20 protein-coding genes are annotated in these 20,796 nt (G+C 36.3%); 9 read left to right on the top strand and 11 right to left on the bottom strand.

Annotated features, from left to right (window positions below; genetic code table 11):
• Nucleotides 1-9 precede the first annotated feature (9 nt).
• The 8 genes from LS69_RS06125 to LS69_RS06090 form a co-directional block, all read right to left on the bottom strand.
• The gene (locus LS69_RS06125) at nt 10-837 is read right to left on the bottom strand and encodes a phage Gp37/Gp68 family protein (protein ID WP_138123196.1); all 828 of its coding nucleotides are present in this window, start codon (nt 835-837) and stop codon (nt 10-12) included.
• Nucleotides 834-1,904 carry a three-Cys-motif partner protein TcmP gene (gene tcmP / locus LS69_RS06120; protein WP_138123194.1) on the bottom strand — a complete coding sequence of 357 codons (1,071 nt, stop codon included), beginning with the start codon at nt 1,902-1,904 and terminating at the stop codon, nt 834-836. Before tcmP ends, LS69_RS06125 begins: the two co-directional genes overlap by 4 nt.
• A gap of 13 nt (nt 1,905-1,917) precedes the next feature.
• The gene (locus LS69_RS06115; protein WP_138123192.1) at nt 1,918-4,770 is read right to left on the bottom strand and encodes a DEAD/DEAH box helicase family protein; all 2,853 of its coding nucleotides are present in this window, start codon (nt 4,768-4,770) and stop codon (nt 1,918-1,920) included.
• Complete coding sequence (locus LS69_RS06110) at nt 4,763-5,761, bottom strand: virulence RhuM family protein (protein WP_138123190.1); 999 nt, start codon at nt 5,759-5,761, stop codon at nt 4,763-4,765. Before LS69_RS06110 ends, LS69_RS06115 begins: the two co-directional genes overlap by 8 nt.
• Nucleotides 5,762-5,850: 89 nt before the next feature.
• Complete coding sequence (locus LS69_RS06105) at nt 5,851-6,717, bottom strand: hypothetical protein (RefSeq protein ID WP_138123188.1); 867 nt, start codon at nt 6,715-6,717, stop codon at nt 5,851-5,853.
• On the bottom strand, nt 6,710-7,279 hold the full coding sequence (locus tag LS69_RS06100) for a hypothetical protein (protein ID WP_138123186.1): 570 nt from the start codon (nt 7,277-7,279) through the stop codon (nt 6,710-6,712). The genes LS69_RS06105 and LS69_RS06100 overlap by 8 nt, the downstream gene beginning before the upstream one ends.
• 203 nt (nt 7,280-7,482) lie before the next feature.
• Nucleotides 7,483-7,785 (bottom strand): restriction endonuclease, encoded by a 303-nt coding sequence (locus LS69_RS10835; protein WP_238699193.1) that lies wholly within the window; start codon nt 7,783-7,785, stop codon nt 7,483-7,485.
• A 268-nt stretch (nt 7,786-8,053) separates the two neighbouring features.
• Nucleotides 8,054-9,592: a saccharopine dehydrogenase family protein gene (locus LS69_RS06090; protein ID WP_138123184.1), complete on the bottom strand. Its 1,539-nt coding sequence runs from the start codon at nt 9,590-9,592 to the stop codon at nt 8,054-8,056.
• 229 nt (nt 9,593-9,821) lie between these two features.
• Between LS69_RS06090 and LS69_RS06085 the strand changes: the two genes are divergently transcribed.
• The gene (locus LS69_RS06085) at nt 9,822-10,448 is read left to right on the top strand and encodes a superoxide dismutase (RefSeq protein WP_138123182.1); all 627 of its coding nucleotides are present in this window, start codon (nt 9,822-9,824) and stop codon (nt 10,446-10,448) included.
• 73 nt (nt 10,449-10,521) lie between these two features.
• Here the strand turns inward: LS69_RS06085 and LS69_RS06080 are convergent, their stop codons facing one another.
• The gene (locus LS69_RS06080) at nt 10,522-12,363 is read right to left on the bottom strand and encodes a hypothetical protein (RefSeq protein WP_138123180.1); all 1,842 of its coding nucleotides are present in this window, start codon (nt 12,361-12,363) and stop codon (nt 10,522-10,524) included.
• Complete coding sequence (locus LS69_RS06075) at nt 12,364-13,017, bottom strand: hypothetical protein (RefSeq protein ID WP_138123178.1); 654 nt, start codon at nt 13,015-13,017, stop codon at nt 12,364-12,366.
• 198 nt (nt 13,018-13,215) lie between these two features.
• On the opposite strand from LS69_RS06075, the gene LS69_RS06070 reads away from it, so the two are divergent.
• Together LS69_RS06070 and LS69_RS06065 are read left to right on the top strand one after the other, a co-directional pair.
• Nucleotides 13,216-13,815 carry a DUF4879 domain-containing protein gene (locus LS69_RS06070; RefSeq protein WP_138123176.1) on the top strand — a complete coding sequence of 200 codons (600 nt, stop codon included), beginning with the start codon at nt 13,216-13,218 and terminating at the stop codon, nt 13,813-13,815.
• A gap of 8 nt (nt 13,816-13,823) precedes the next feature.
• Nucleotides 13,824-14,324 (top strand): hypothetical protein, encoded by a 501-nt coding sequence (locus LS69_RS06065; protein WP_138123174.1) that lies wholly within the window; start codon nt 13,824-13,826, stop codon nt 14,322-14,324.
• Nucleotides 14,325-14,468: 144 nt separating this feature from the next.
• Here LS69_RS06065 and hisS read toward each other — a convergent pair whose 3' ends face one another.
• On the bottom strand, nt 14,469-15,770 hold the full coding sequence (gene hisS, locus LS69_RS06060; protein ID WP_138123172.1) for a histidine--tRNA ligase: 1,302 nt from the start codon (nt 15,768-15,770) through the stop codon (nt 14,469-14,471).
• Nucleotides 15,771-15,914: 144 nt separating this feature from the next.
• Between hisS and rpmE the strand changes: the two genes are divergently transcribed.
• The 6 genes from rpmE to LS69_RS06030 are packed head-to-tail and all read left to right on the top strand — an operon-like array spanning nt 15,915 to nt 20,673.
• Nucleotides 15,915-16,118 carry a 50S ribosomal protein L31 gene (gene rpmE / locus LS69_RS06055; RefSeq protein WP_138123170.1) on the top strand — a complete coding sequence of 68 codons (204 nt, stop codon included), beginning with the start codon at nt 15,915-15,917 and terminating at the stop codon, nt 16,116-16,118.
• Nucleotides 16,119-16,134: 16 nt separating this feature from the next.
• Nucleotides 16,135-16,968 carry a 16S rRNA (cytidine(1402)-2'-O)-methyltransferase gene (gene rsmI / locus LS69_RS06050; protein WP_138123168.1) on the top strand — a complete coding sequence of 278 codons (834 nt, stop codon included), beginning with the start codon at nt 16,135-16,137 and terminating at the stop codon, nt 16,966-16,968.
• A gap of 33 nt (nt 16,969-17,001) precedes the next feature.
• The gene (gene rlmB / locus LS69_RS06045; RefSeq protein WP_138123166.1) at nt 17,002-17,688 is read left to right on the top strand and encodes a 23S rRNA (guanosine(2251)-2'-O)-methyltransferase RlmB; all 687 of its coding nucleotides are present in this window, start codon (nt 17,002-17,004) and stop codon (nt 17,686-17,688) included.
• Nucleotides 17,675-18,592, top strand: a complete 918-nt coding sequence (locus tag LS69_RS06040) for a hypothetical protein (RefSeq protein ID WP_138123164.1) — start codon at nt 17,675-17,677, stop codon at nt 18,590-18,592. The genes rlmB and LS69_RS06040 overlap by 14 nt, the downstream gene beginning before the upstream one ends.
• Complete coding sequence (locus tag LS69_RS06035; protein WP_238699191.1) at nt 18,586-19,446, top strand: hypothetical protein; 861 nt, start codon at nt 18,586-18,588, stop codon at nt 19,444-19,446. Before LS69_RS06040 ends, LS69_RS06035 begins: the two co-directional genes overlap by 7 nt.
• Before the next feature lie 9 nt (nt 19,447-19,455).
• The gene (locus LS69_RS06030) at nt 19,456-20,673 is read left to right on the top strand and encodes an LL-diaminopimelate aminotransferase (protein WP_138123162.1); all 1,218 of its coding nucleotides are present in this window, start codon (nt 19,456-19,458) and stop codon (nt 20,671-20,673) included.
• Nucleotides 20,674-20,796: the final 123 nt, after the last annotated feature.

The raw sequence follows: 20,796 nt of genomic DNA, 5'->3' as shown, positions 1-20,796 counted from the left end.
TGATTTTATTTAGTCATTAAAAAGTTGCCTTATCGTTTGGGTAGCAATCTTTGGGTATTCTCTATAAAGCTTGCCATTTAACATTGCACCATTGTCTTTTTTATTGCGTTTTATGCCATCACTCCCCCAAGTTCCCCATTGCTTAAAGAAAAAGGCAACATTTTGTTCTTTGCATTGTTTTTGAATCTTAAGAACCCAAGATTCTTGCATTGCTCTTGCCCTAAAACCACTTTCACCTCCGACAATCACCCAATCAATCCCACTTAAATCAAGCTCTCCTATATCATCAAGCAAGGGTTCGATTGAAAGCCATTTGACATTTGCTTTTAGGGGGCGAATGATGTTGATTCTCTCTTTGACACGACTAGATTCTGTAGTCGTGCCAAGCCAAGCATTGGGGGGAATATCATGCATAATGCCACCGCCAAAAATTTTTTTATTTTCTTGATTTGAAATAGGATTTTGAGAATATTTTTTGCCCTCAAAATATTCAAACATTCTGTGCGGTCGTTTTGTGAGAATCTGATATTGATGTTGTGGAGTAGCTTGTATTACTTGCATAATTTTATCTAAAAATTCAACTTGCATTTTTTCATGAAATAAATCACTCATAGAATTTACAAAATAAAGTGTAGGTTTTTTGTTTTTGAGTGGTTCATCAAGACGCTGTTCTAGCATTTTAAATTTAAATCCTTCTTGATAGTCTTTGTTGCCCATAGCTTGGAGTCGCTTTGCCATAACTTCTGCATAGCAATTTTGGCAACCATCACTTACTTTATTGCAACCAATCGTTGGATTCCAACTTGCTTGTGTCCATTCAATCTTGGTGGGTTTCATTTGATATATCTTACTTTAACTTTCAATTTGTCATCATCTAAATGAAATCCAGATTTTGCATTATTATAATATTGTAATTGCAAGTTATTTTTTATATCTTGCAATATTACATTCGTATGTTTTGCTAAAAAACCATTATCTAACCCAAAGGTTTTTATATCAATATTGCTTCTACATTCTTTCAAATAATCAACTAAAAGTTCTTTGTATCTTTTCTCTTTTTCACTTACCGCATCTTTATCATAAAACAAAGTGCCTTTTTCTTTCGTGATATCTCTATCAATATTTTTATTTCCCTCACCAAAATCACCATCTATTTTCCAAGCAGTTTTTAAAAATTGCTCCTGTCCTTTTTGGTGTGAAGAAATAAAAATCAGTCCATTAATATTTCCATTATCTTTAACTAATGAGAAAGGAGAAATGAAAGATTGGGAGAATTTTTGTTTAAAATATTGTGTGATAACTCGATGTGTTTCATAGTTTGATTTGCCCTCAAAATCTTGTTTAGATATAAAACGCGAATCTATATATTTTTTAAAACCTTCATCTTCTACAAACCTTCTAACATGTCCCGAAGAAATAAAAACTAATAAATCTGTTCCCTTCATTAAAAACTCCTCAATTTTATTAACATGTTGGATTCCATATTGATCTAAAAAGATGAGTTTATAGTAATTTCCCGAATGTATTTTGTAGTCTTTGGTATTAATAGAAGTGTATTGAAGTTTTATATTTTGTTCCTCTAAATTGGGATATTCTTGTTGGATAATTTGCTTTAGCCGCTCAATCTTATTTTTATCATTATCATTCAAATAGATTTTTATTGTTTTTTCTTTACGATTTCTTTTTAACACTGCATCAAGAATGCGAAGTGGTGAGCCTTTATGGATTTTTACCCCATCATATCCACTACCACAAAATAAATCATAGATTTCTAAGGTGTTAAATTTCAAGCCTCTTTGATAATTTAAAGTTACATTGAGCCAATCATGGATATATTGTTCAAATACCGCTAACTTAGTTAATGTTGCGCTCTCCCATTCTTCAGTGTGCATATCTTTTGCCATACTTATCCCCTTTTTAATCAAATATGCCTGCAATGCTAGATTTGATATACTCTTCCATGCCCTCAATCGGATAATTTTGTTTATTGTAGTAAAACAACAAGACTTTTATGTTTAAGGCATCAAGCTTTAATGAATCCTTATTGAAAATATTTTTAAAACCTTTGAGCTTATAACGAGCATTGTCTGTATGTCGCAAACCTTTTGGGTCAATGAAAAAGATTTTATATTCTTGTGTTTGCTTGTGTTTGAACCAAAAGATAAAGTCAGGATAGAATTTACGCATTTCTTGAATTTCTTCATCAAAATATGGGATAAAAATAGAATCCACATTTTCTACAATCCGACTAAAGCACCATTGATACTCTTTTAGGGCATTATCTTTATTTTTTACATACTTTTGTAAATCTTCTATAAATTCTATTTCGCTTTGCTCTTTTATCGCATAGATAATCTCGCCTTTATTTGCCTTATCAATCACCAAAGGATTATAATAATGTTCTTGCAAGGTAGAATCTAATATATAGCCATAAACTTCAGCGGTTTTCTGTTCTTGCAGTGATTGTAAGATGGTGTCTATATATTCTTTGAGGACGCCTTTTTGCTCTAATTCTTCCTTTGTTTCGCTATTTTTTGCCAATATGAGTTCTTTGATTCTTTTATTCATTTCTTCCACTATCATAATATCAAGCGTGGAGCTAAATTTCTGATAATGACAAATTTCATCACTCAAAGGCTCAAATCTCTCAAAAATTTTGCTCGGAGATTGGAAGAAATGATTGAGCGTTTTTAGAGCATTTTTTGCCTCTAAAGTCTTGGTGTCCCCAAAGATTTCAATGCCCTTTTTCTCGTGTATTTTTAAAAGTATAGAATATCCCAAATCTTTAGCTTGGATATTTTCGTGCAACAACAGCACATCTTCATCAAAAGATTCTATATAGTTTTGTAGATTCTCAAAATCTTGTTGCGAGATTTTATAGGTTTTCCTTAGCTCACTAGAATCTTTATATTTAGGCACAAGCAAAGGTTCAAAAGTTTTGCTTTTGACAAATCCATTTAAGGGTTTTGTCTGAATAAAATCCTCTAACCCCTCCAAAATCCCTTCAATTGCCGTATTTTGACTTGCCATAATAAAAAGTGTCTCTATACCCAAACTTCCTTTGCACAAACTCTCTTTTGTCTGATACTCCAAACTTTGGCATTTTTCAAGCCTTTTTCTCACTCCCCTAAAAGGTTCAATCCTCACACCTCTACCAATGGTTTGCAGCACATACTTTTTAGCATTTTTACTGCCGATATTAATAAAACAAATCAAATTCACGCGATTACTATCCCAACCCTCGCTAAAAACTCTGCTTCCCATCATAATTTGTATCGGCGAATTGCTCTCATTAATACTTTGAAAATATCCGCTTGTAATGTCTTCTCCACTTTCAATGCCAAGCTCAAGCAAATATTGCTTTTCCCACTCTTTAATACTGCCAATATTTAAAAGCAAAAAGGGCTTATCCGCATTCTTACTCTTAAAGCAAAGCTCTTTATTGTTGCCTTTAATCTTACAAGCTTCAACCGCTGAAGTTTCGTTAGCATAAAAGATTTCTTTCCTTAAAATTTTAGAATCTATTGCCGCTATACATTCTAAAAACTCCTTATCAAAGCTAATGCTTTCAAAATACAAAACTTGATTTTGGAGCTTTTCAGAGAGGCTTTTTGCAATCTCTGTAATATCTCTATCCAATTTAAGAATACTCAAAATTGCTTCAAAATACAGCCTTATTCCCGCATCTTTGGTATTAACCTTATCAGCCACTGCGATAATAAGCGGATTATGATATTGGAGTTTATGCTTTTTAGATTCTGCAAAATTACTAAAGTTTGATAGGATTTTTTGCTTATGTTGTTTAATGGCACAGAAGAGAATAAAACTCTCTAAAATTCTTATGATTTGTTCCTCATGATTTTGTGTATCTTTAAAAGATTTCAAATCAGAATCCAAAACTGCGATATTTTTTCCATAACCCTCACGATTGAATTTTTCTAAATTATAATTAAACACACAAGTTTGCAAGTCAAAGCTATCACTGAAAGTTGCAGAAAAATTAAAGATGAAACCTTTAGGATTTGAGGATTCCCTCTCTATTCCTCTTGCAAGTTCTCTAATATAGCTTTTACGCACAGAATCAGTATAATCACCCTTATGAGCTTCATCAAGCAAGACAATCCAACCCTGTTCATTCAAAAAGTTTTTATAATTTAGTCGCTTTGCTTTAGAATCTTTACCCACATTTTCGCTTGTCTCAAGTAAATCACTGCGTCCGATAAAGATAATGCTATCATCAAGTAACGAAGTATGTGCTATCGTGCTTTCATAATCTTTTAAATCTTTCATAATAATATTCTCGCTTTGATAAGCATTATACTCACGGATATGATTTTTGAATTGCTCCAAAATCTTATCATTAGGGACAAGGAGCATAATGGGCTTTTGCAGAAGTTCTTTTTGGACAAAAAGATGTTGTAAAAGGGCGATAAGCTTTATCATCACGATACTTTTACCGCTTCCTGTTGCCATCCAAAAACTCGCAGTATTGATTGTCTCTTTTTGTATCTTGTCTTTAAGAGGAATCCCTGTTTGTGCGTCTAAATAGCTTTGATACAATGTTTCACTATCGTGTAAATAAAGCTTTAAAGTCGTAATAGCACTTTTAAGCGCGGCTATTTGATAATCTTGCAAAGTAATATCATAAGAAAAGCTATTAAAGTCAAGATTTGCAAAAAGTGATTCGTAATCTTGAATCTTTGGGGCGATAATATCTTTGAGAAGCAGTTCTTTTTGTGATGATTTTGTGTTGTGTTTTGCTTTAGCCATTTTTACCCTTCAATGCTTTAGTCTTTGTGCAAAAATTCTCATAGGCGATTTCTACTTCTTCTTTAGTTTTTTGTTTATAAAGATTGTATTCTTTGTGTGCTTTTTGCATAGCTTTTTCGTGTGAGATATTCCCAGCATTCTGTAAAACCTCTCTTCCACTAAACTCTAAAAAACTATTGAGTTTATCCAAATGTTCTTGCATTGTTTTTGTTTCACGATTTAGCGCACTAAGCTCTGCAAATTCAAAATATGCACTAACGATTCTGTTTAAAGCCTCTAGCTCATCTTCTTTGAGATAGTTTTTAGCAATCTCACTTTCTTTTTTTGTTGGTATAGTGCCCTTAAAATTTGTAAGTCCCATATTAGGCTTATTAGAATCTGCCCTTTGATAAATCAGCTCACTTGCCGTATGCCCATGTGCAGAATAATGCAGTTTGTTTTGTATGGTTTTGAATAACTCTTGCGTGATTGCAGAATTTTTATCATAATCAATTGCGGTCGCATAGATTTTTAAGATTTGAGCGTAGATTCTCGCTTTACTTGAGCGAATATCTCTAAGTCGCTCTAATAACTCATCAAAATATCCCTCTCTCTCACCCTTTAGCCTCTCATCGTCAAGCACAAAACCCTTAATAAGGTATTCTTTTAAGATTCTACTTGCCCATTGGCGAAATTGTGTCGCTCTTTTGGAATTGACACGATAGCCGACAGAGATAATCATATCGAGATTATAGTAGAATGTTTCATAAGTTTTGCCATCATTGGCAGTATGTGCAAATTTTGCACATACTGAATCTTCCATTAATTCTCCCTCATTAAATATCTTTTTGATATGCTTAGTAATAACGCTCCTTTCTTTATCAAAAAGCTCCGCAATTTGCTTTTGTGTGAGCCAAAGCGTTTCATTTTCTAGTTTTATACTAATCGCAGGAGCATTGGTAGAATCTTGATAAATAATCATTTGATTGGTTGTGAGTTTTTGCTTTTTCATTATCTATCCTTGCACTTGTTTTTAATGGCAGTTGTTCGGATTTCCCGAATGACTGAAATGATATAAGGAAGGAGGTTTGGCATGGGATTTCACTCATTTTCACTTTTTAATGTTCTAAATGAGTTAACTTTTCTTCTTTCCTCTTCACCCGCTTCAGTAGTATAAAATTTTCTAAAAACTATGTCAGCTAAATGGTCTATATCCTTTGCGTCACTAATTTCAAACTTATTATTTTTAACGAAGCTTTGTTTGTATTTAAGAGCATATTGCTTATACTCTTCAAAATTTTCTTTTACTTTTACTTTTTCTAATTCATCAACAATCATTGCAATTGTTTTAAGTTTTGTTTTTGGCAAAGACTCAAAATCTGTGATTCTAACTTGCAAAAATGGATATTTTGTAGCATCTTTGAAGTTTTTTACATCTTCTTTAGTCGCGTCTCTATAGTATATTGTAAAAGCAGGAAATACTTTTTCTAAATCGCTAAATTTAGTAAAATATATCTTTTGTGTTTCTTGATTCCAATAAAGATGTGTATAATTATAAATAACCACATTAACTTTATTTTCAATATGTGCTAGTTTAATATCTGGATTGAATGACAAATAAGTCTTCTCTATTCTAGCAGTAGGCATTATTCTTTGGATATAGAGATGAATTTTATCATTTATCCTGTCAAAAACATATATAGTCGCTAAATCTTTTAAGGTGCTCTTGGTTATGAAGTTACAAGCACTCGTATTTATTATATGCTCAAGATAATCCCCTATTTCTTCATTTCTAGTTTTTATAAAAAATATCTCATTTTCACCAAGTATATAATTACCACCTCCCTGCTTAACAAAGTCAATTTCATTATAACCCTCAAGCTTATAATCCCAAATTCTATTAAGCGAATGTTCTGCAACCTTATAAAAAGTATTTTTTGCTTTCCCATAAATACTCTTTTTACTCATTTTTACTCCTTTTATCAAGATATGTAAAATCATTTAACCGTATCAAATGACCACACTTTTTTATTGTTTTTATTGTTTGATTGGATATTAAAAATATCTTATATTTTGCATATTTGCTTCGATTTATATCTATAGATACCTCATAAAAATGATAACCAAGAAATAAAAGATAGGGATTAAAGTATGAAAATTTACCCTTTAAAATTAAAAGATAAATTAAAATAAATACTACTCCAAAAACTATCCAATTATCTATGCTTACAGCAATAACAAAATATGCAATATAAATGGGTATATATTTAGGTTCTGCAATTTCAATCTCACTACATTTCATTAGCTCACTTTCAGTATCTTGATGATATTTTCTCACGCAATAAATATAAAGATAAGAAAGCAGTAAAGCTATAACAATTATACACAAAGCCACAATGAGATTATTAAAAATAATATTTTCATAAATAAATGTTTGCATATCTCTATTTTGCAATATAAATATTACCATAAGAGGTGTTAGTGCCATTGCGACATATATTAAGTAAAAAATAAATAAAAATAATTCCATTTCTTACCACCAAATAAGGTTTTTAGGCTTGGAGTATTTGTGTAAATCCAAGCGATCTTTAGCAATGATTTCCCCATTATCAAACCCACAAGTTCCTATAGTCTTTAGATTCCACAAACAATCTCCTCATTTTCATATAAAAGACCTTTTTGTAATCCATATTCTAGCCCTCACCTTAATTTTTAAAATCATATTTTTAATACTCAAACTTCATAAGGAATAATCTTATATTCCACATTATTTCCTTCAAGAAATTTTTTCACACCATAATCTATAGTTTGGCAACTCGTTACAAAAACTCGATGCACTTTTCGTTTGGCAAAAATCTTTTGATTTTGCTCAATATACGCTGTGCAGTCTCCTAGAAAAATCCTTAAATGTTCTTGCTTGACTTGAGATTTTTCCCAATTTTTACATTGAATCAAAAGTGCCTCTTCTTTGCCTTTGTATGCCACTAAATCAATGCCCTTATCCCGCAATCCCTCATTAATCCCCTTGAAATACACCTTGTACCCTTGCTCCTGTGATAATATTTGCCAATCTGTCTCTCGTAATCATCGCCTTTTTGTTTATTGCATTGTGCATTATTGCGACTTTTGTAAGTTTTTAAGGGTTTTTTACTAAATCTATCACTTGATTTGGTATATCCTCTATATTCAACTTTAAAAAATTTCCAAGCAACTACTATGAGAGCAACTACAAATATTATTTCTATCATCGCCTTTCCACAATACTAAACAACAAACTTCATATTTTTAAAGTAATAATCCTAATTTACTTCCTCCCATCTTCTATCACCCTAATTTCCCCATTAGATTCCACCTCTAAAACCACAAATGGCAACCCTTGTTTATTGAGTTCTTTCATAAAAGGGTCGGGGTCGTTTTGCTCCATATTCCACACCCCCGCGCCTTGAAATTCAGCTTTTACTTCCGCACGGTTCTTTTGCAATTCAAGCGCATTGTCAATCCCCTGATATTCGCCGCCTTTTGGCATATCGCTATTATCCGCGCCGCTTGCATTCTTTTGCGCCCCAACGCCCCACTTACCCTCGCATATCAACTTCGCCCCAATCATCGCCGGCACGCCTGTGGTATAGCTCACCCCCTGCGCATTCACCTCGTCAAAGCATTTTTCGTGTTCGCAAACATTATAAATATAAATCGTGCGCTCCTTGCCGTCCTTCACCCCGCGCATATAGCAGCCAATATTCGTCTTGCCTTTTGTGCGCGGTGCGAGGCTCGCTGGGTCGGGCAATAGCGTCTTTAGCACCTCGATAGGCACAATGCTCCCGCCCTTGTGTGGCACAGAATCTACGCGCAAAAGCCCGACATTTTCAAGGCATTTCATATGTGTAAGGTAGCTCTCGCCAAAGGTCATAAAAAAGCGAATCTTGCGCAAACCTTTGATATTTCTTATCAAAGATTCCAACTCCTCATGATACAAAAGATAAGAGTTTTTCACCCCTACTTCGGGGTAGTCCCACTCTTTCATCAGAGCCAAAGGCGCAATGTCGCGCCATTCTCCGCCAAAATACCCCTCGACTTTCAAATCCTGCGTGTTGGATTCTAAACTAAAATGCTTTTCTTCGCGTTCAAACTTGCGATAAATCGTGTCTTGTTGCAAGTCTGGGTTTAGATTCAAATCGGTTTGGGAGACGAGATTATGGATTGCCGCGCGGTTTTCAGCCGCTCGCAATGACGAATCGCCCTTCACCCAATACCGCGCTTTGCTGCTCACCTCGCGCAAATTAATCTCCGGGTTAAAATTTGTCGCAAACGCATACCCATGGTCGCCCGCGTTGCAATCCAAAATATCGATAGAATAAATTTCATCAAAATAATGTTTCTGCGCATACGCACAAAACACATTCGTAACGCCCGGGTCAAACCCGCTGCCAAGCAGCGCAAAAATCCCCGCTTCTTTGTAGCGCGCGTCATACGCCCACTGCTCTTTATACTCAAAATGCGCATTATCGGGGTGTTCATAGTTTGCGGTGTCAAGATAATGCGTTTTGGTGCGCAAACACGCTTCCATAATCGCCAAATCCTGATAAGGCAACGCGACATTCACGACAAGCTTTGGGCAATATTTTTCAATCAAAGCCACCACAGATTCCACATTATCCGCATCAACGACATCAATCTCAATCTCGCCCAAGCCCTTAGCGCGGATAGAATCTGCAATCGCTTTGCATTTGCCAATTGTGCGCGAAGCAAGGACAATGCGCGAAAACACCTCGCGATTTTTTGCCATTTTGTGTGCCACCACACCACCAACGCCACCCGCACCAATTTGTAACACAACTGCCATATTAAAGTCCTTCTAATCTTGAAAATTAAGCAATTTTACAAAATTTTGCTTTAAACCTTGCGTAAAGATTCTTAAGACTTCTAGATGATTCCAAAACCAAGCCATCAAGCAAACCTTTACATTCAAAGCCTCGCAAAATCTTAAAGCATTTTTTAACCTTTATCTTTATTTTTTGCGCTATAATTGCGATTCAAAACTTTATGTTTTAATTTTTTATTAAGGAAATATCATGTTTCAATTAAGAACCTTACCTTTTACAGAGATTGCGGGCTTAGTCAGCAAAGAAACCTGTGAATATCATTATGGCAAACATCATCAAACTTACATTAACAATCTAAATAATCTGATTAAGGGCACAGAGTTTGAAAGCAAAGGCTTATTTGAGATTCTCACCCAATCACAAGGAGGCGTGTTTAACAACGCTGCACAAGTGTATAATCACGATTTTTATTGGGATTGCATTACACCTACAACAAGTGTAAGAAGCGCGGAACTAGAAGACGCGATAAAAGCAAGTTTTGGAGACTTAGCTAAATTTAAAGAGACATTTCTAAACGCTGCCACAACGCTTTTTGGCTCTGGTTGGTGCTGGGTAGTTTATAATCCATCATCTCAAAAACTAGAAATCAAACAAACTAGTAATGCACAAACTCCTGTAACAGAGAAGTTGATTCCTGTGCTTGTTGTCGATGTTTGGGAACACGCTTACTACATTGACCATAGAAATGCGCGTCCTGCATATTTAGAACAATTTTTCAACCATATTAATTGGGAATTTGTTTCTAAATCACTAGAAACAGCTAAGAAAAATGGATTAGAAGCGGTCAAAAACTATACAAAATCTCTCCATTCTTAATTCAAATTCAACTCAAGTTTTAGGATTCCATAAAGAACCTAAAGCTTGATGTTTTAAGGCTTTTAAACTATCTTTATGCCTCTAGTTGAAAATTCCTTGTTTTATTGAAGTTGTTTATTGTGTAAATATTATAAAGATTCTCCACGATTTGCTCTTGTTTCTGCCCTGCAATATTAATCACGAATCCCAAAAACTTGCCATTTTCATTGACGAGTTTGCGTATCATCTCCGCACCAATGTCTTGCAAACTCACGATGTCTTCGCCTTGCTTGATTCCATATTCGCCAAAGTCTATCTTGCTTAGCTCCTCATCACTCATACTTCTTGCGCTCAAGCTCTCACTTGCTCTATCGCCTTTTTTGGTTATTAGCAATTCGCCCGTGTCATTATAAAGTCCATCGACAAGAATCTCACGCCCCGAATCAAAACGCAATAGAATCCTCCCGTCATTTTCTAGTCGCATAGAAGTAACCGCGTCTGTATCTTTCATCGCAGCAATCGCTTCTTTTGCCACTTGTGGATTCTCTAATGCGCTTTTAAGCTTCTCTAGCCTCTCCTCGCTAAACTCAATGCCTGTAATGTCATAAAACTGCTGTCTTATCGCACCCATTGCACTAGATTCCTCTAGTGCGTTAATCTTGTCTTTAAGCTCCTCATCTACATATTCATTTTCTAGTAGTTTTTGCTTACTTTCTTCAAAACTTGCTTTATTTTGATAATAGCTATCATAGAGATAGTCAAAAGCCTCTTTGTAACGCTCCTCATAGCTTGGGCGTGTATTGGGGTGGATACGATTCCACTTCTCTTCAAACTCCCTAATATTCGTCCCCTCATAAAAGGGCGATGGGCGTGAGCCATTATCTAGCCTATCTACGATATTAAACTCCTCTAGCACTTCCACTCCGGCAAGATTCGTCTTTTTATAAGCAAAATTCGTGATAAAATCCCCACTTGCAAAGAGTGCTTCATTGACTTGCTTTTCTTGCAAGTTTATCCAACCCTCTTTGTCCGCATAGGCTTCAAACATCGCCCGAATGTCCTTATCATCTATTCTTTTATAGTGCTGTTCAGGTGGAAACAAACTCATCTCGCCACTCCTAAAAGCACGAATGTCTGTGTAAGGGTCTAGCTTCATCTCATTTGGAATTTTTTGGAAATGATAATTCGCGCGGTATTGCTTAATCTCTGCTAGAGTTAGCCCATCATAGCCTATGCTCTTATCATAGCCTTTGACAAAGTCATACAAATCTATCTGACTTACTACATCACTAAGGTTTGCGATTCTAAACTCACCATTGCCTTTATCCACGCGGATTTTAAGCTTAGAGAAAAGCTCATCTTCGTGGTTTAAAAATCCATCTCCATTACTATCGAAGCTAAAGAGATTCCCAAGTTTCCCCACTTCTCCAAGCCCCAACGAATCGTTATCCCCAAACATATCCAAGAAAACTTCCGCATCTCCCATTGCAGTTTTTAGCTTCGTAGATTCGCCTAATGCGTTGATTTGGAGGGGGGTTTGATAAGGCATACCTTCCATATTAGACTTTGCAAAACGATACGAATCTTGCGCACCATAATGCACCTTAAAGGTATATTGCTGCCCACTCTTTGCCAACCAAAGATTTTGCCCTTGAAATGTTGTGATATTGCTTACACTCTTCGCACCATAAGGAACACTCAAGGAGTTTTTCAAAAAATTAATCGCTGTTTCGTTGCTGATTCTCCTATTTTCTCTATCTAATTCCGCTTGCCACTCCGCCGTCCATTGGTATTTTCCATTAACTACTTTTGGCTTCCCATTTTCATCTAACTCTACTTTGCCCTCAATGCTTAATTTATTTTTTATTTTTAAGCTCTCCGCACTATTTGCACTTGAACGCAAATAGTGCGAATTACTTGTTTTCCCTAAATACATTTAAAATCCTATCGTGTTTCTAATGTCTATAACAATGTCATTGCTATCTGCATAAACAACAAAAGATTTTTCAGTCAAAAACGATGGTTGCTCCATTATCACAGCATTGATATTATCCACTAATTCTGTATCTAATCCAAAAACATTTTGTCTATTTTGCATTATAAGCTTACTTTTTGCATTGTAGTTATACATCAACTCAAACATAAAAATACCGGATTGCCAAAAAAATTCTTTAATAGGGATACATGAACTTGAATTGACATAATTAAAGATATTATCAAAAGTTGCGGCGACTAAATCTGTTTGCCTTGAGAATGTTTTGCTTGATTTCTCTTCATCAGTAGCGGTTTTCCAACCTATTGTGTATAAATTTGCTTGTTGGAATGCTTGAATATACACCCATTCATTGAGCGGGTAAGGTCTTGTAGTATAAACCCTATCTACTGAATAATCTGTTAAGGCGGAAGTGATTTGCAATGTGCCATCAGCTTTTTTACTATCCTTTACTTTTTGTAACACTTCTTGAAGCTTTTTGCCCTCCAAAGTTTTACCAATTTTTGCATTTTTAGGCAAATCCACTTCACTTGCCACGCCAAAACCAAATCCAAAAATAGCGCACAAAAATGCTACCAAACAAGCTTTTCTAAGCATTTTCTCTCCTTTTTAAGTTTTGGGATTTTTTGATTATAGCATTAATATCGGCTTTTTAGAGAGAAACTTAAATCATCGCAAGGATTCCACATTATCATATAGAGCGTTAGTGAAATATTTAAAAATAAGGAATCCCAAAAGCTTAATGGAATGCTTTTTGCTTAGAGATTTATGTATTTTATTTTTAAGGAGTTAAAAATGACAAAAAGAATCTTTAATCTTGCGTTGGCAAGTGTTTTAAGTTGTGGAATTGCCTTTGGTTCGGAGAACTACACCACAGAGGGTAAAGAAAAGATTACAAGAAATGGCGTTAATATCTTTTTAGAAACAAATTCGCCCAATAAGGATAAAATTATACGCGGGGACTTTGATAAGGCATTAGAAGCCTTGAAAAACGGGTATGAAAAAAATCTTAAAACACAACCCAAAGCCTCTGCACCATTAGTTACACAAGCTCTCATTTTATATGTTTGTTCTTCAAAAGTTAATAATCAGTGCGAGGAAATTCAAGATGGGCAAACGCAAACGCAATATGACCACGATGGTAGCTTTTTTGAAGTTATTACCGCTGTTGAAGGCTATGGTGGAGGAAGCTATGATAAAGCTAAGTTTGCTGGCAATACAGCGACACAACTATATTCTGATGGCGTAGATTTAAATGGAGATAATATTGTAGATGGTTTTATTGATTATTGGGATATTTCCAAACCAGCCAATACTAATGGCACATTTGAATTTACTGCAACTTCAATCAATAATCCAGCGGTATCCAAAAGTGCCTCTATCTATATTAAATAAGGATTCCTATGCAAATCAACGCCAACTCTTATAAGCAAGATATTTTTCTTAGCCCTCAAAACAAACAAGCACAAGAGAATCAAGCCTCATTTGACGCGCTTTTATCCTCACAAAGCAATAGTATCAATGAATCTCAAGAAATGCAAAAAGCAAACCTCGTGAGCTTTGATACAATGCTAAATGAGCTAGGGGTAGCTTGGGATAGCAAGGAGGGGCATATGCTACGCACAGCGCAAATTGTCTCTGCGATTCAAGAATACGCCAAAGAAAACAACACCAACCCACTTAGCGTTAATTGGCAAGTCGCTAATGCAAATTGGCATTCTCGTTTTGAATCTTCTTTGCAACAAAAAGAAATGCTAAACAATATACTTGATGTTTTAGAATCCAAAACATCAATTCAAAAAGGCTATCATAAGGGTGAGGCGGAATCCCAAGCGCATTTTGAAGAACGCAAAAGCAAGGCAATTGATATTTTAAGTGCGATTCTGCAAGATATTAAGGCATAAGGGTTACACTCACCTTGTGGGTGTTGGGATTCTACATTATGGATTTTCTTTCGTCATTGCGAGACTTCGCAGAAATCGTGGCAATCCATAATATTGAACCTAAGGAAACAATAATGGAATCCCGAATACAAGCGTGAGATTATATTATTTGAGCTTCTCTACTAGCAATTCTAGCTTTAAATGATTCCATTGTTCCCCGCTTTCCATATCTTTTAGTGAGTAGGTTTGCTTCTCTCTCTCCTCACTTCCTAGCACGATAACATACTTATACCCTCTAGCATTCGCGTAAGTAAAGGACTTTTTAGGCTTCACAACTTCAGGATACACTTCAATTTTAAGCCCCATTTTGCGCAAATCTTGCGCGACTTTATAGCCATATCCCAAAGAATCCAAAGAAATAAGCAACGCATTTGCGACATTAGCACTACTTTCTACTAGCCCTAATTCTTCCAACCCTGCAAGCATTCTATCTAGCCCGATACTCGCGCCTACGCCACTTAGAGAATCGCTAGAGAAATTTTGCGTGAGATTATCATATCTCCCGCCTGAACAAACCGAACCCAAAGAGGGCAAATCGTCCAATGTCGTTTCATAAATGATTCCGGTATAGTAGCCAAGCCCCCGCGCGATTGAAAGATTGATTTGATAAAACTCTTGCGGAATCAACGCGCTAAGAATCTCACAAAGACTTCTTAGCTCCCCTATCCCCTCTGCCAAAGTCGTATTTAATGCTTTATAGGATTCCAAATGCTCCAAAAATTCCAATGCGCTTCCTTGCTGTTTTTGCGCAATAAAATCCAAAAGCATTGCGATTTTCTCCTCATCTAAGGAAGTTTTAGCGCGTAGCTCCTCACACACGCTTTCTCGTCCGATTTTGTCAATTTTATCAATGATTCTTAGCACTTCAATAGTTTGGGATTCCATATTTAGGGATTCCATTAAACCATTAAAAATCTTGCGATTGTTTAAATGAATACTAAAACGCTCCACACCCAAATGTCGCAAAGTTTGGTAAATCACTTCCACAATTTCCGCATCAGCTCCGATACTCTGTGTGCCTAAAAAATCAAAATCGCATTGCGTAAATTCCCGATAACGCCCTTTTTGCGCCCTCTCACCGCGAAACACATTTCCAATACAATACCGCTTAAAGGGCAAACCTAATTCGTTTTTGTATTGTGAAACAAATCGCGCTAGAGGCACGGTCAAATCAAAGCGCAAGGCAACTTCGCGCCCTCCATGGTCTAAGAAATGATACATTTCTTTTTGGATTTCCTCGCTCCCTTGTTTTTTGAGAATCTCTGCATATTCTAAATGTGGCGTTTCAATGGGACAAAATCCGAATCTTTCAAAGGATTCCACAATGCGTTTTAGCATTTTTGATTTGGCATAAGCTTCTTTGGGGAGGCGGTCTTTAAAACCACTTAAAGTGCGTGGTGTAATCATTATTTGCTCCGATTCTTATTAAAGTTAAAGTTTCAAACAAAGAATCTTAACAAAATTAAGCTAAAGATTGTTGAAATTTATACTAAATTTAGTATTGTTGAGATATAATTCACGCTTTGAATTTTTTACATTAAGGCTAGAGAGATGAAAAAAGGAATCCACCCAGAATATGTCCCATGCAAAGTAACTTGCGTTACAAGCGGAAAACAAATTGAAGTAATGAGCGTTAAACCCGAGTTGAGAATTGATATTTCTTCGTTTTGCCACCCTTTTTATACAGGTTCTGACAAAGTCGTAGATACTGCGGGAAGAGTAGAGAAATTTAAACAAAGATATAATCTAAAATAATTTATTGATTGGAAAGATGGTTACTTTTTTACCAACTCCAATTGGTAACCTACAAGACATTACACTACGGACTTTAGAAACCCTAAAACAATGCGAAGTGCTTTTGTGCGAAGATACAAGAGTGAGCAAGAAGCTTATCGCGCTTCTTGTCGAACGAGGATTTCTACCTGCTAAAGATTATCAGTATTTTGCTTTTCACACGCATAATCAATCCCGATTTTTAGACCAAGTTAGCTTGGATTTCTTTGACCAGCAAATCGGCTTTTTAAGCGACGCGGGAATGCCTTGCATTAGCGATCCGGGCGTGGAACTCGTCCGCTTTTTGCAATCCCATCATTTACCCTATGAAGTGCTTGGTGGAATCAGCGCAGTAACCCTAGCAGTCGCCTTTAGCGGAATCGTAGAAAAGGAATTTAGCTTCTTAGGATTCCTCCCACATAAAATCAAAGAGCGTTTGGAATCCTTGCATAAAGCCTTTAAAAGCCCTTATCCCATTGTCTTTTATGAATCCACATACCGCTTATTAGAGACTTTGGAGCTTATGGAATCCATAGACAAAACGCGCGAAGTCTTCTTAGCCAAAGAGCTAACCAAAAAGCACCAGCAAACTTTCAAAGATTCGTTAGAAGCTATCTTGAAATCTCTGCGCAAGAGAGGCAAAGGCAATTCTGCATTACTTAAAGGCGAATGGGTGATAATCCTACAACATACCCCTTACGAACTAGAAGAAAAGGTTTTAACAGAAGAAATGTTACTACGCTTAGAGATTCCGCCTAAAATCAAAGCAAAAATTCTAGCAAAACTCAAAGGCGGAAGTGCGAGTGAATATTATGAGCAATTAGCAAAATAAGCGAAAATTTTAAGAAAAAATAGGATAAAATCAATGATTGTTTATGGGAAACGCATTGCGGAACTTGTTCTTTTAAAACATAGCGAAAAAATACAGACTATTTACCTTGCCAAAGAGATTGACAAAAGGCAGTTTAACGCCTTTTCTAGGCTTAATGTCCCCCTACTTCGTGTGGATTCTAAAAAAGCTCAAAGCCTAGCAAGAGGCGGCAATCATCAAGGTTATTTGCTAGAGATTTCTCCATTAGAACCCTTAGAGTTTAGCGCGATAAAATCAATGGAGTTTGTGCTAGTATTGTGCGGCATTAACGATGTGGGGAATCTTGGTGCGCTTTTTCGCACAAGCTTTGTGCTAGGAGTAGATGGAATCGTCATTTGCGGGTTAAAGGACTTCAAGCAAGAGGGTGCATTGCGTGCGAGTGCGGGTGCAATGCTAGATATGCCTTTTGCGGTTGTAACCCATGCGCTAGATGTCGTTAATGAGCTTAAATTAGCTCATTTTACGCTTTATGGGACAAATCCAAAAGGCACGGATTTGACACAGATTCCAAAGGGCAAAAAAGCATTGTTTCTAGGAAATGAAGGAGAGGGCTTAAGCAACAAAATCTTAAGCAAAATGGATACTAATTTAAGGATTCCACAAAAAAGAGAGTTTGACTCTTTAAATGTAAGCACAGCAGGTGCAATTTTAATAGATAGGATCATCAATGGAAGATATTGAAAAACTAAAAAAAATCGGCGCGAGAGAAATTTCAAAGCACACACACATGGCATTAAATAAAATCCAATATATTTTGGATTCCAATTTTGAAGCCTTGCAAGACTACACGACAACCATCGGACTTGTTAAGATTCTAGAGCGAGAATACAATGTGGATTTGCAAAAATGGCAAGAAGAATATAAGGAGTTTTGCGACACACACCAAGAAAAAACAGAAAACTTGGAAACCGTGATTAATTTCAAAGTAACACACGAAGCAATCAAACAAAACGATTCTACAAAATATACGATTCTAAGCGCGATTTTGGTTATCTTTTTGGGTATTGGATTCTATGTTTATGTAAAATTTTCTGAAAATCCTGCACAAACAGAAGATTCAATCCAATCCAATCCACTAGAATCTTTTACAACCCATTCCAATACAGAAGACGCCAAGACTTCAGAAAATACAGAGAATAATGCAACCACTCAAGAGACAAATGCAAATCTCTCTGATGTTCCCACTTTGCCAACCAACCATTCTTTGGACGCTTCTGCTTCTGCGCCTATTAATGAATCCAATCTTCCCGACCAAGCGCAAGATTCCACACCAGCACAAACCACTAGCGCAACAGCCCCTATACAAAAACTAGAAATCGTCCCACGCTCCAATGTGTGGGTTGGAATCGTGTATTTAGATACGCGCAAAAAAACTTCCCTACTCACAACTCAAGCTCTTGAAATTGACTTAACACGCCCACAAACGATTGTTACAGGGCATGGAATGATTGATTTGAACAAAGATGGCGCACTGACAAACTTCAACAAAGCAGAAAAAATATTTTTTATGGTTGATGAAGCGGGGAATTTCAGTGAAATCACCCTCGCAGAATACAATCAACACACAAGGGGATTAGGTTGGTAAAACTTGCTTACAAAGGGCTTTTTCTAGCGTTTTTAGCTTTTTTTTGGGTGAATCCTCTAAATGCAAATGCGCAAACATCAGAATTGCAGAATCCCATTGACTATAAAGTTATGCAATTACTCGGTGTGCAAGAATACAAGATGAATCAGAAATTTGTCCAAAGGCTTTTTAGCAATCAAGGATATTTTTTGGACGCCAAAGGACAGCCAAACCTCTACAAAATCTCTAGCACTTTAAAGCAAAATGGCTTACTAAAGCTCACTTTTAAACAACCTATGGAGCTTGAAATTGCCTTTATCGTCAATGAAAATGCAGCAACTTTCATCAATGTGCTATATGAGATTCTTAATGAAATGGGATATTATTATTTCTTGCTCAAAGAAAGTCTGCTTGATGGGCAACAACTCAAATTCATTCTTTCAATGAATACAGAATACGCCATTGACCCGACTTTGTTTCAAGAAAAACTCTTAGATTATGGCTACAAAGTTCAAAGTATTGAACGAAGTAGCATTCACCAATGGAATTACACAATCACAACAACAGCTTTCCAATATCCCAAAGCGACAAAGCTTATCCCAAATGAAACTCAAAAAAAAGCGAATCTAAAGGGCGAATATTGGTATCAAATCAGTCAAGGAAAATCCCTAGAAGTCAAATCCAGCAATGGAATCCTTTGGTATCCTAAACTCATCTTTTTTGATAAGAATCTCAATATTTTGGAAATTTCAAGCAGTCAAAAAGCCCTACAAATGATTCAAAAAGGGATTCCAAAAGGCGCAGAGTTTGTTAAAATCACGGATACTTACTTGCCTATTACAACCAAAAATGGTTTAGATATTACACTAAAATAAGGAGAAAAGATGTTTGAAGAAATTGAATTTGAAAAAATCAAAAGATTGCCAAAATATGTCTTTGCCGCCATTAGCGAAATCAAATTAAAAATGCGCCAAGAGGGCGAAGATGTGATTGACTTTAGTATGGGGAATCCCGATGGAGCGACGCCAGAACATATTATAGATAAGCTTTGTGAAGCAGCCCATAAACCAAAGAATCACGGCTATTCTGCAAGTAAAGGAATCTACAAACTACGCCTTGCATTTGCCGATACTTACAAGCGCAAATACGGCATATCTCTCAATCCAGATACGCAAGTTTGCGTTTCAATGGGTTCTAAAGAGGGCTATGTGCATTTAATCCAAGCAATCACGAATCCCGGCGATACCGCAATCGTTGCAGAACCAGCCTATCCAATTCATTATTATGCCTTTATGTTAGCCGGTGCAAATGTCGCGACTTTTGGGCTAAAATGGAATGAATCTTACGAATTAGACGAAGAGGCTTATTTTGAATCCTTACAAAAAGCCCTCAAAAACACAATGCCAAAGCCGAAATTTGTCGTAACAAACTTTCCTCACAATCCTACCACGGTGGTAGTTTATAAGCGATTCTATGAAAGACTTGTTGCTTTGGCTAAACAAGAGCGATTCTACATTCTTAATGACATCGCCTATGCGGATTTAAGTTTTGGAGGTTATGTCGCACCTTCTATCTTTGAAGTAGAGGGCGCATTAGATGTCGCGGTGGAATCCTACACGCTTTCTAAAAGCTACAATATGGCGGGTTGGCGCGTAGGTTGCGTGGTAGGCAACGAAAAGCTTATTGGCGCATTGCAAAAAATCAAAAGTTGGTTGGATTATGGGCTTTACACCCCGATTCAAATCGCCTCCACAATCGCGTTAAATGGCAACCAAACTTGTGTGAAAGAGATTGCGGACAAATACGAAAAGCGTATGGAAGTCTTGATTGATTGCTTTGGTGCGGCAGGTTGGAAGATGACAAAACCTAAGGCGAGTATGTTTATTTGGGCAGAGATTCCAGAATGTGCGAAGCATTTAGGCAGTATGGAGTTTTCTAAACGCCTATTACAGGAAGCGAAAATCGCGGTAAGCCCGGGCATTGGGTTTGGAAATCATGGGGATAATTTCGTGCGCATTGCTTTAATAGAAAATGAAAATAGGATTCGTCAAGCAGCAAGGAATCTGAAAAAGTTTTTAGCGCAATTTGAAGCGCAAAAGTAGTTTAAAGAATGAAGCCAAAGGAATCGCAAAGCAAAAAAGAGATTCTACAATCCACAGAATCTAAAAATGAGGGAGTGTTAGAGCGATATTTCAAACTAAAGGCAAAACAAACCAATATTAAAA

Source organism: Helicobacter sp. MIT 05-5294 (genome assembly GCF_000765675.1).
GTDB lineage: Bacteria > Campylobacterota > Campylobacteria > Campylobacterales > Helicobacteraceae > Helicobacter_D.
Note: the sequence above shows the minus strand (reverse complement) of the source record. Positions and strands in the feature narration are given on the sequence as shown.

Coding starts and splice junctions, on each gene's coding strand:
- LS69_RS06070 (WP_138123176.1), top strand. CDS start 13,216: ATGACAAAAAGAATCTTTAATCTTGCGTTGGCAAGTGTTTTAAGTTGT.
- rpmE (WP_138123170.1), top strand. CDS start 15,915: ATGAAAAAAGGAATCCACCCAGAATATGTCCCATGCAAAGTAACTTGC.
- rlmB (WP_138123166.1), top strand. CDS start 17,002: ATGATTGTTTATGGGAAACGCATTGCGGAACTTGTTCTTTTAAAACAT.
- LS69_RS06110 (WP_138123190.1), bottom strand. CDS start 5,761: ATGAAAAAGCAAAAACTCACAACCAATCAAATGATTATTTATCAAGAT.
- LS69_RS06125 (WP_138123196.1), bottom strand. CDS start 837: ATGAAACCCACCAAGATTGAATGGACACAAGCAAGTTGGAATCCAACG.
- tcmP (WP_138123194.1), bottom strand. CDS start 1,904: ATGGCAAAAGATATGCACACTGAAGAATGGGAGAGCGCAACATTAACT.
- LS69_RS06065 (WP_138123174.1), top strand. CDS start 13,824: ATGCAAATCAACGCCAACTCTTATAAGCAAGATATTTTTCTTAGCCCT.
- LS69_RS06040 (WP_138123164.1), top strand. CDS start 17,675: ATGGAAGATATTGAAAAACTAAAAAAAATCGGCGCGAGAGAAATTTCA.
- LS69_RS06085 (WP_138123182.1), top strand. CDS start 9,822: ATGTTTCAATTAAGAACCTTACCTTTTACAGAGATTGCGGGCTTAGTC.
- LS69_RS06075 (WP_138123178.1), bottom strand. CDS start 13,017: ATGCTTAGAAAAGCTTGTTTGGTAGCATTTTTGTGCGCTATTTTTGGA.
- hisS (WP_138123172.1), bottom strand. CDS start 15,770: ATGATTACACCACGCACTTTAAGTGGTTTTAAAGACCGCCTCCCCAAA.
- LS69_RS06115 (WP_138123192.1), bottom strand. CDS start 4,770: ATGGCTAAAGCAAAACACAACACAAAATCATCACAAAAAGAACTGCTT.
- LS69_RS06100 (WP_138123186.1), bottom strand. CDS start 7,279: ATGGAATTATTTTTATTTATTTTTTACTTAATATATGTCGCAATGGCA.
- LS69_RS06105 (WP_138123188.1), bottom strand. CDS start 6,717: ATGAGTAAAAAGAGTATTTATGGGAAAGCAAAAAATACTTTTTATAAG.
- LS69_RS06080 (WP_138123180.1), bottom strand. CDS start 12,363: ATGTATTTAGGGAAAACAAGTAATTCGCACTATTTGCGTTCAAGTGCA.
- LS69_RS06090 (WP_138123184.1), bottom strand. CDS start 9,592: ATGGCAGTTGTGTTACAAATTGGTGCGGGTGGCGTTGGTGGTGTGGTG.
- LS69_RS06030 (WP_138123162.1), top strand. CDS start 19,456: ATGTTTGAAGAAATTGAATTTGAAAAAATCAAAAGATTGCCAAAATAT.
- rsmI (WP_138123168.1), top strand. CDS start 16,135: ATGGTTACTTTTTTACCAACTCCAATTGGTAACCTACAAGACATTACA.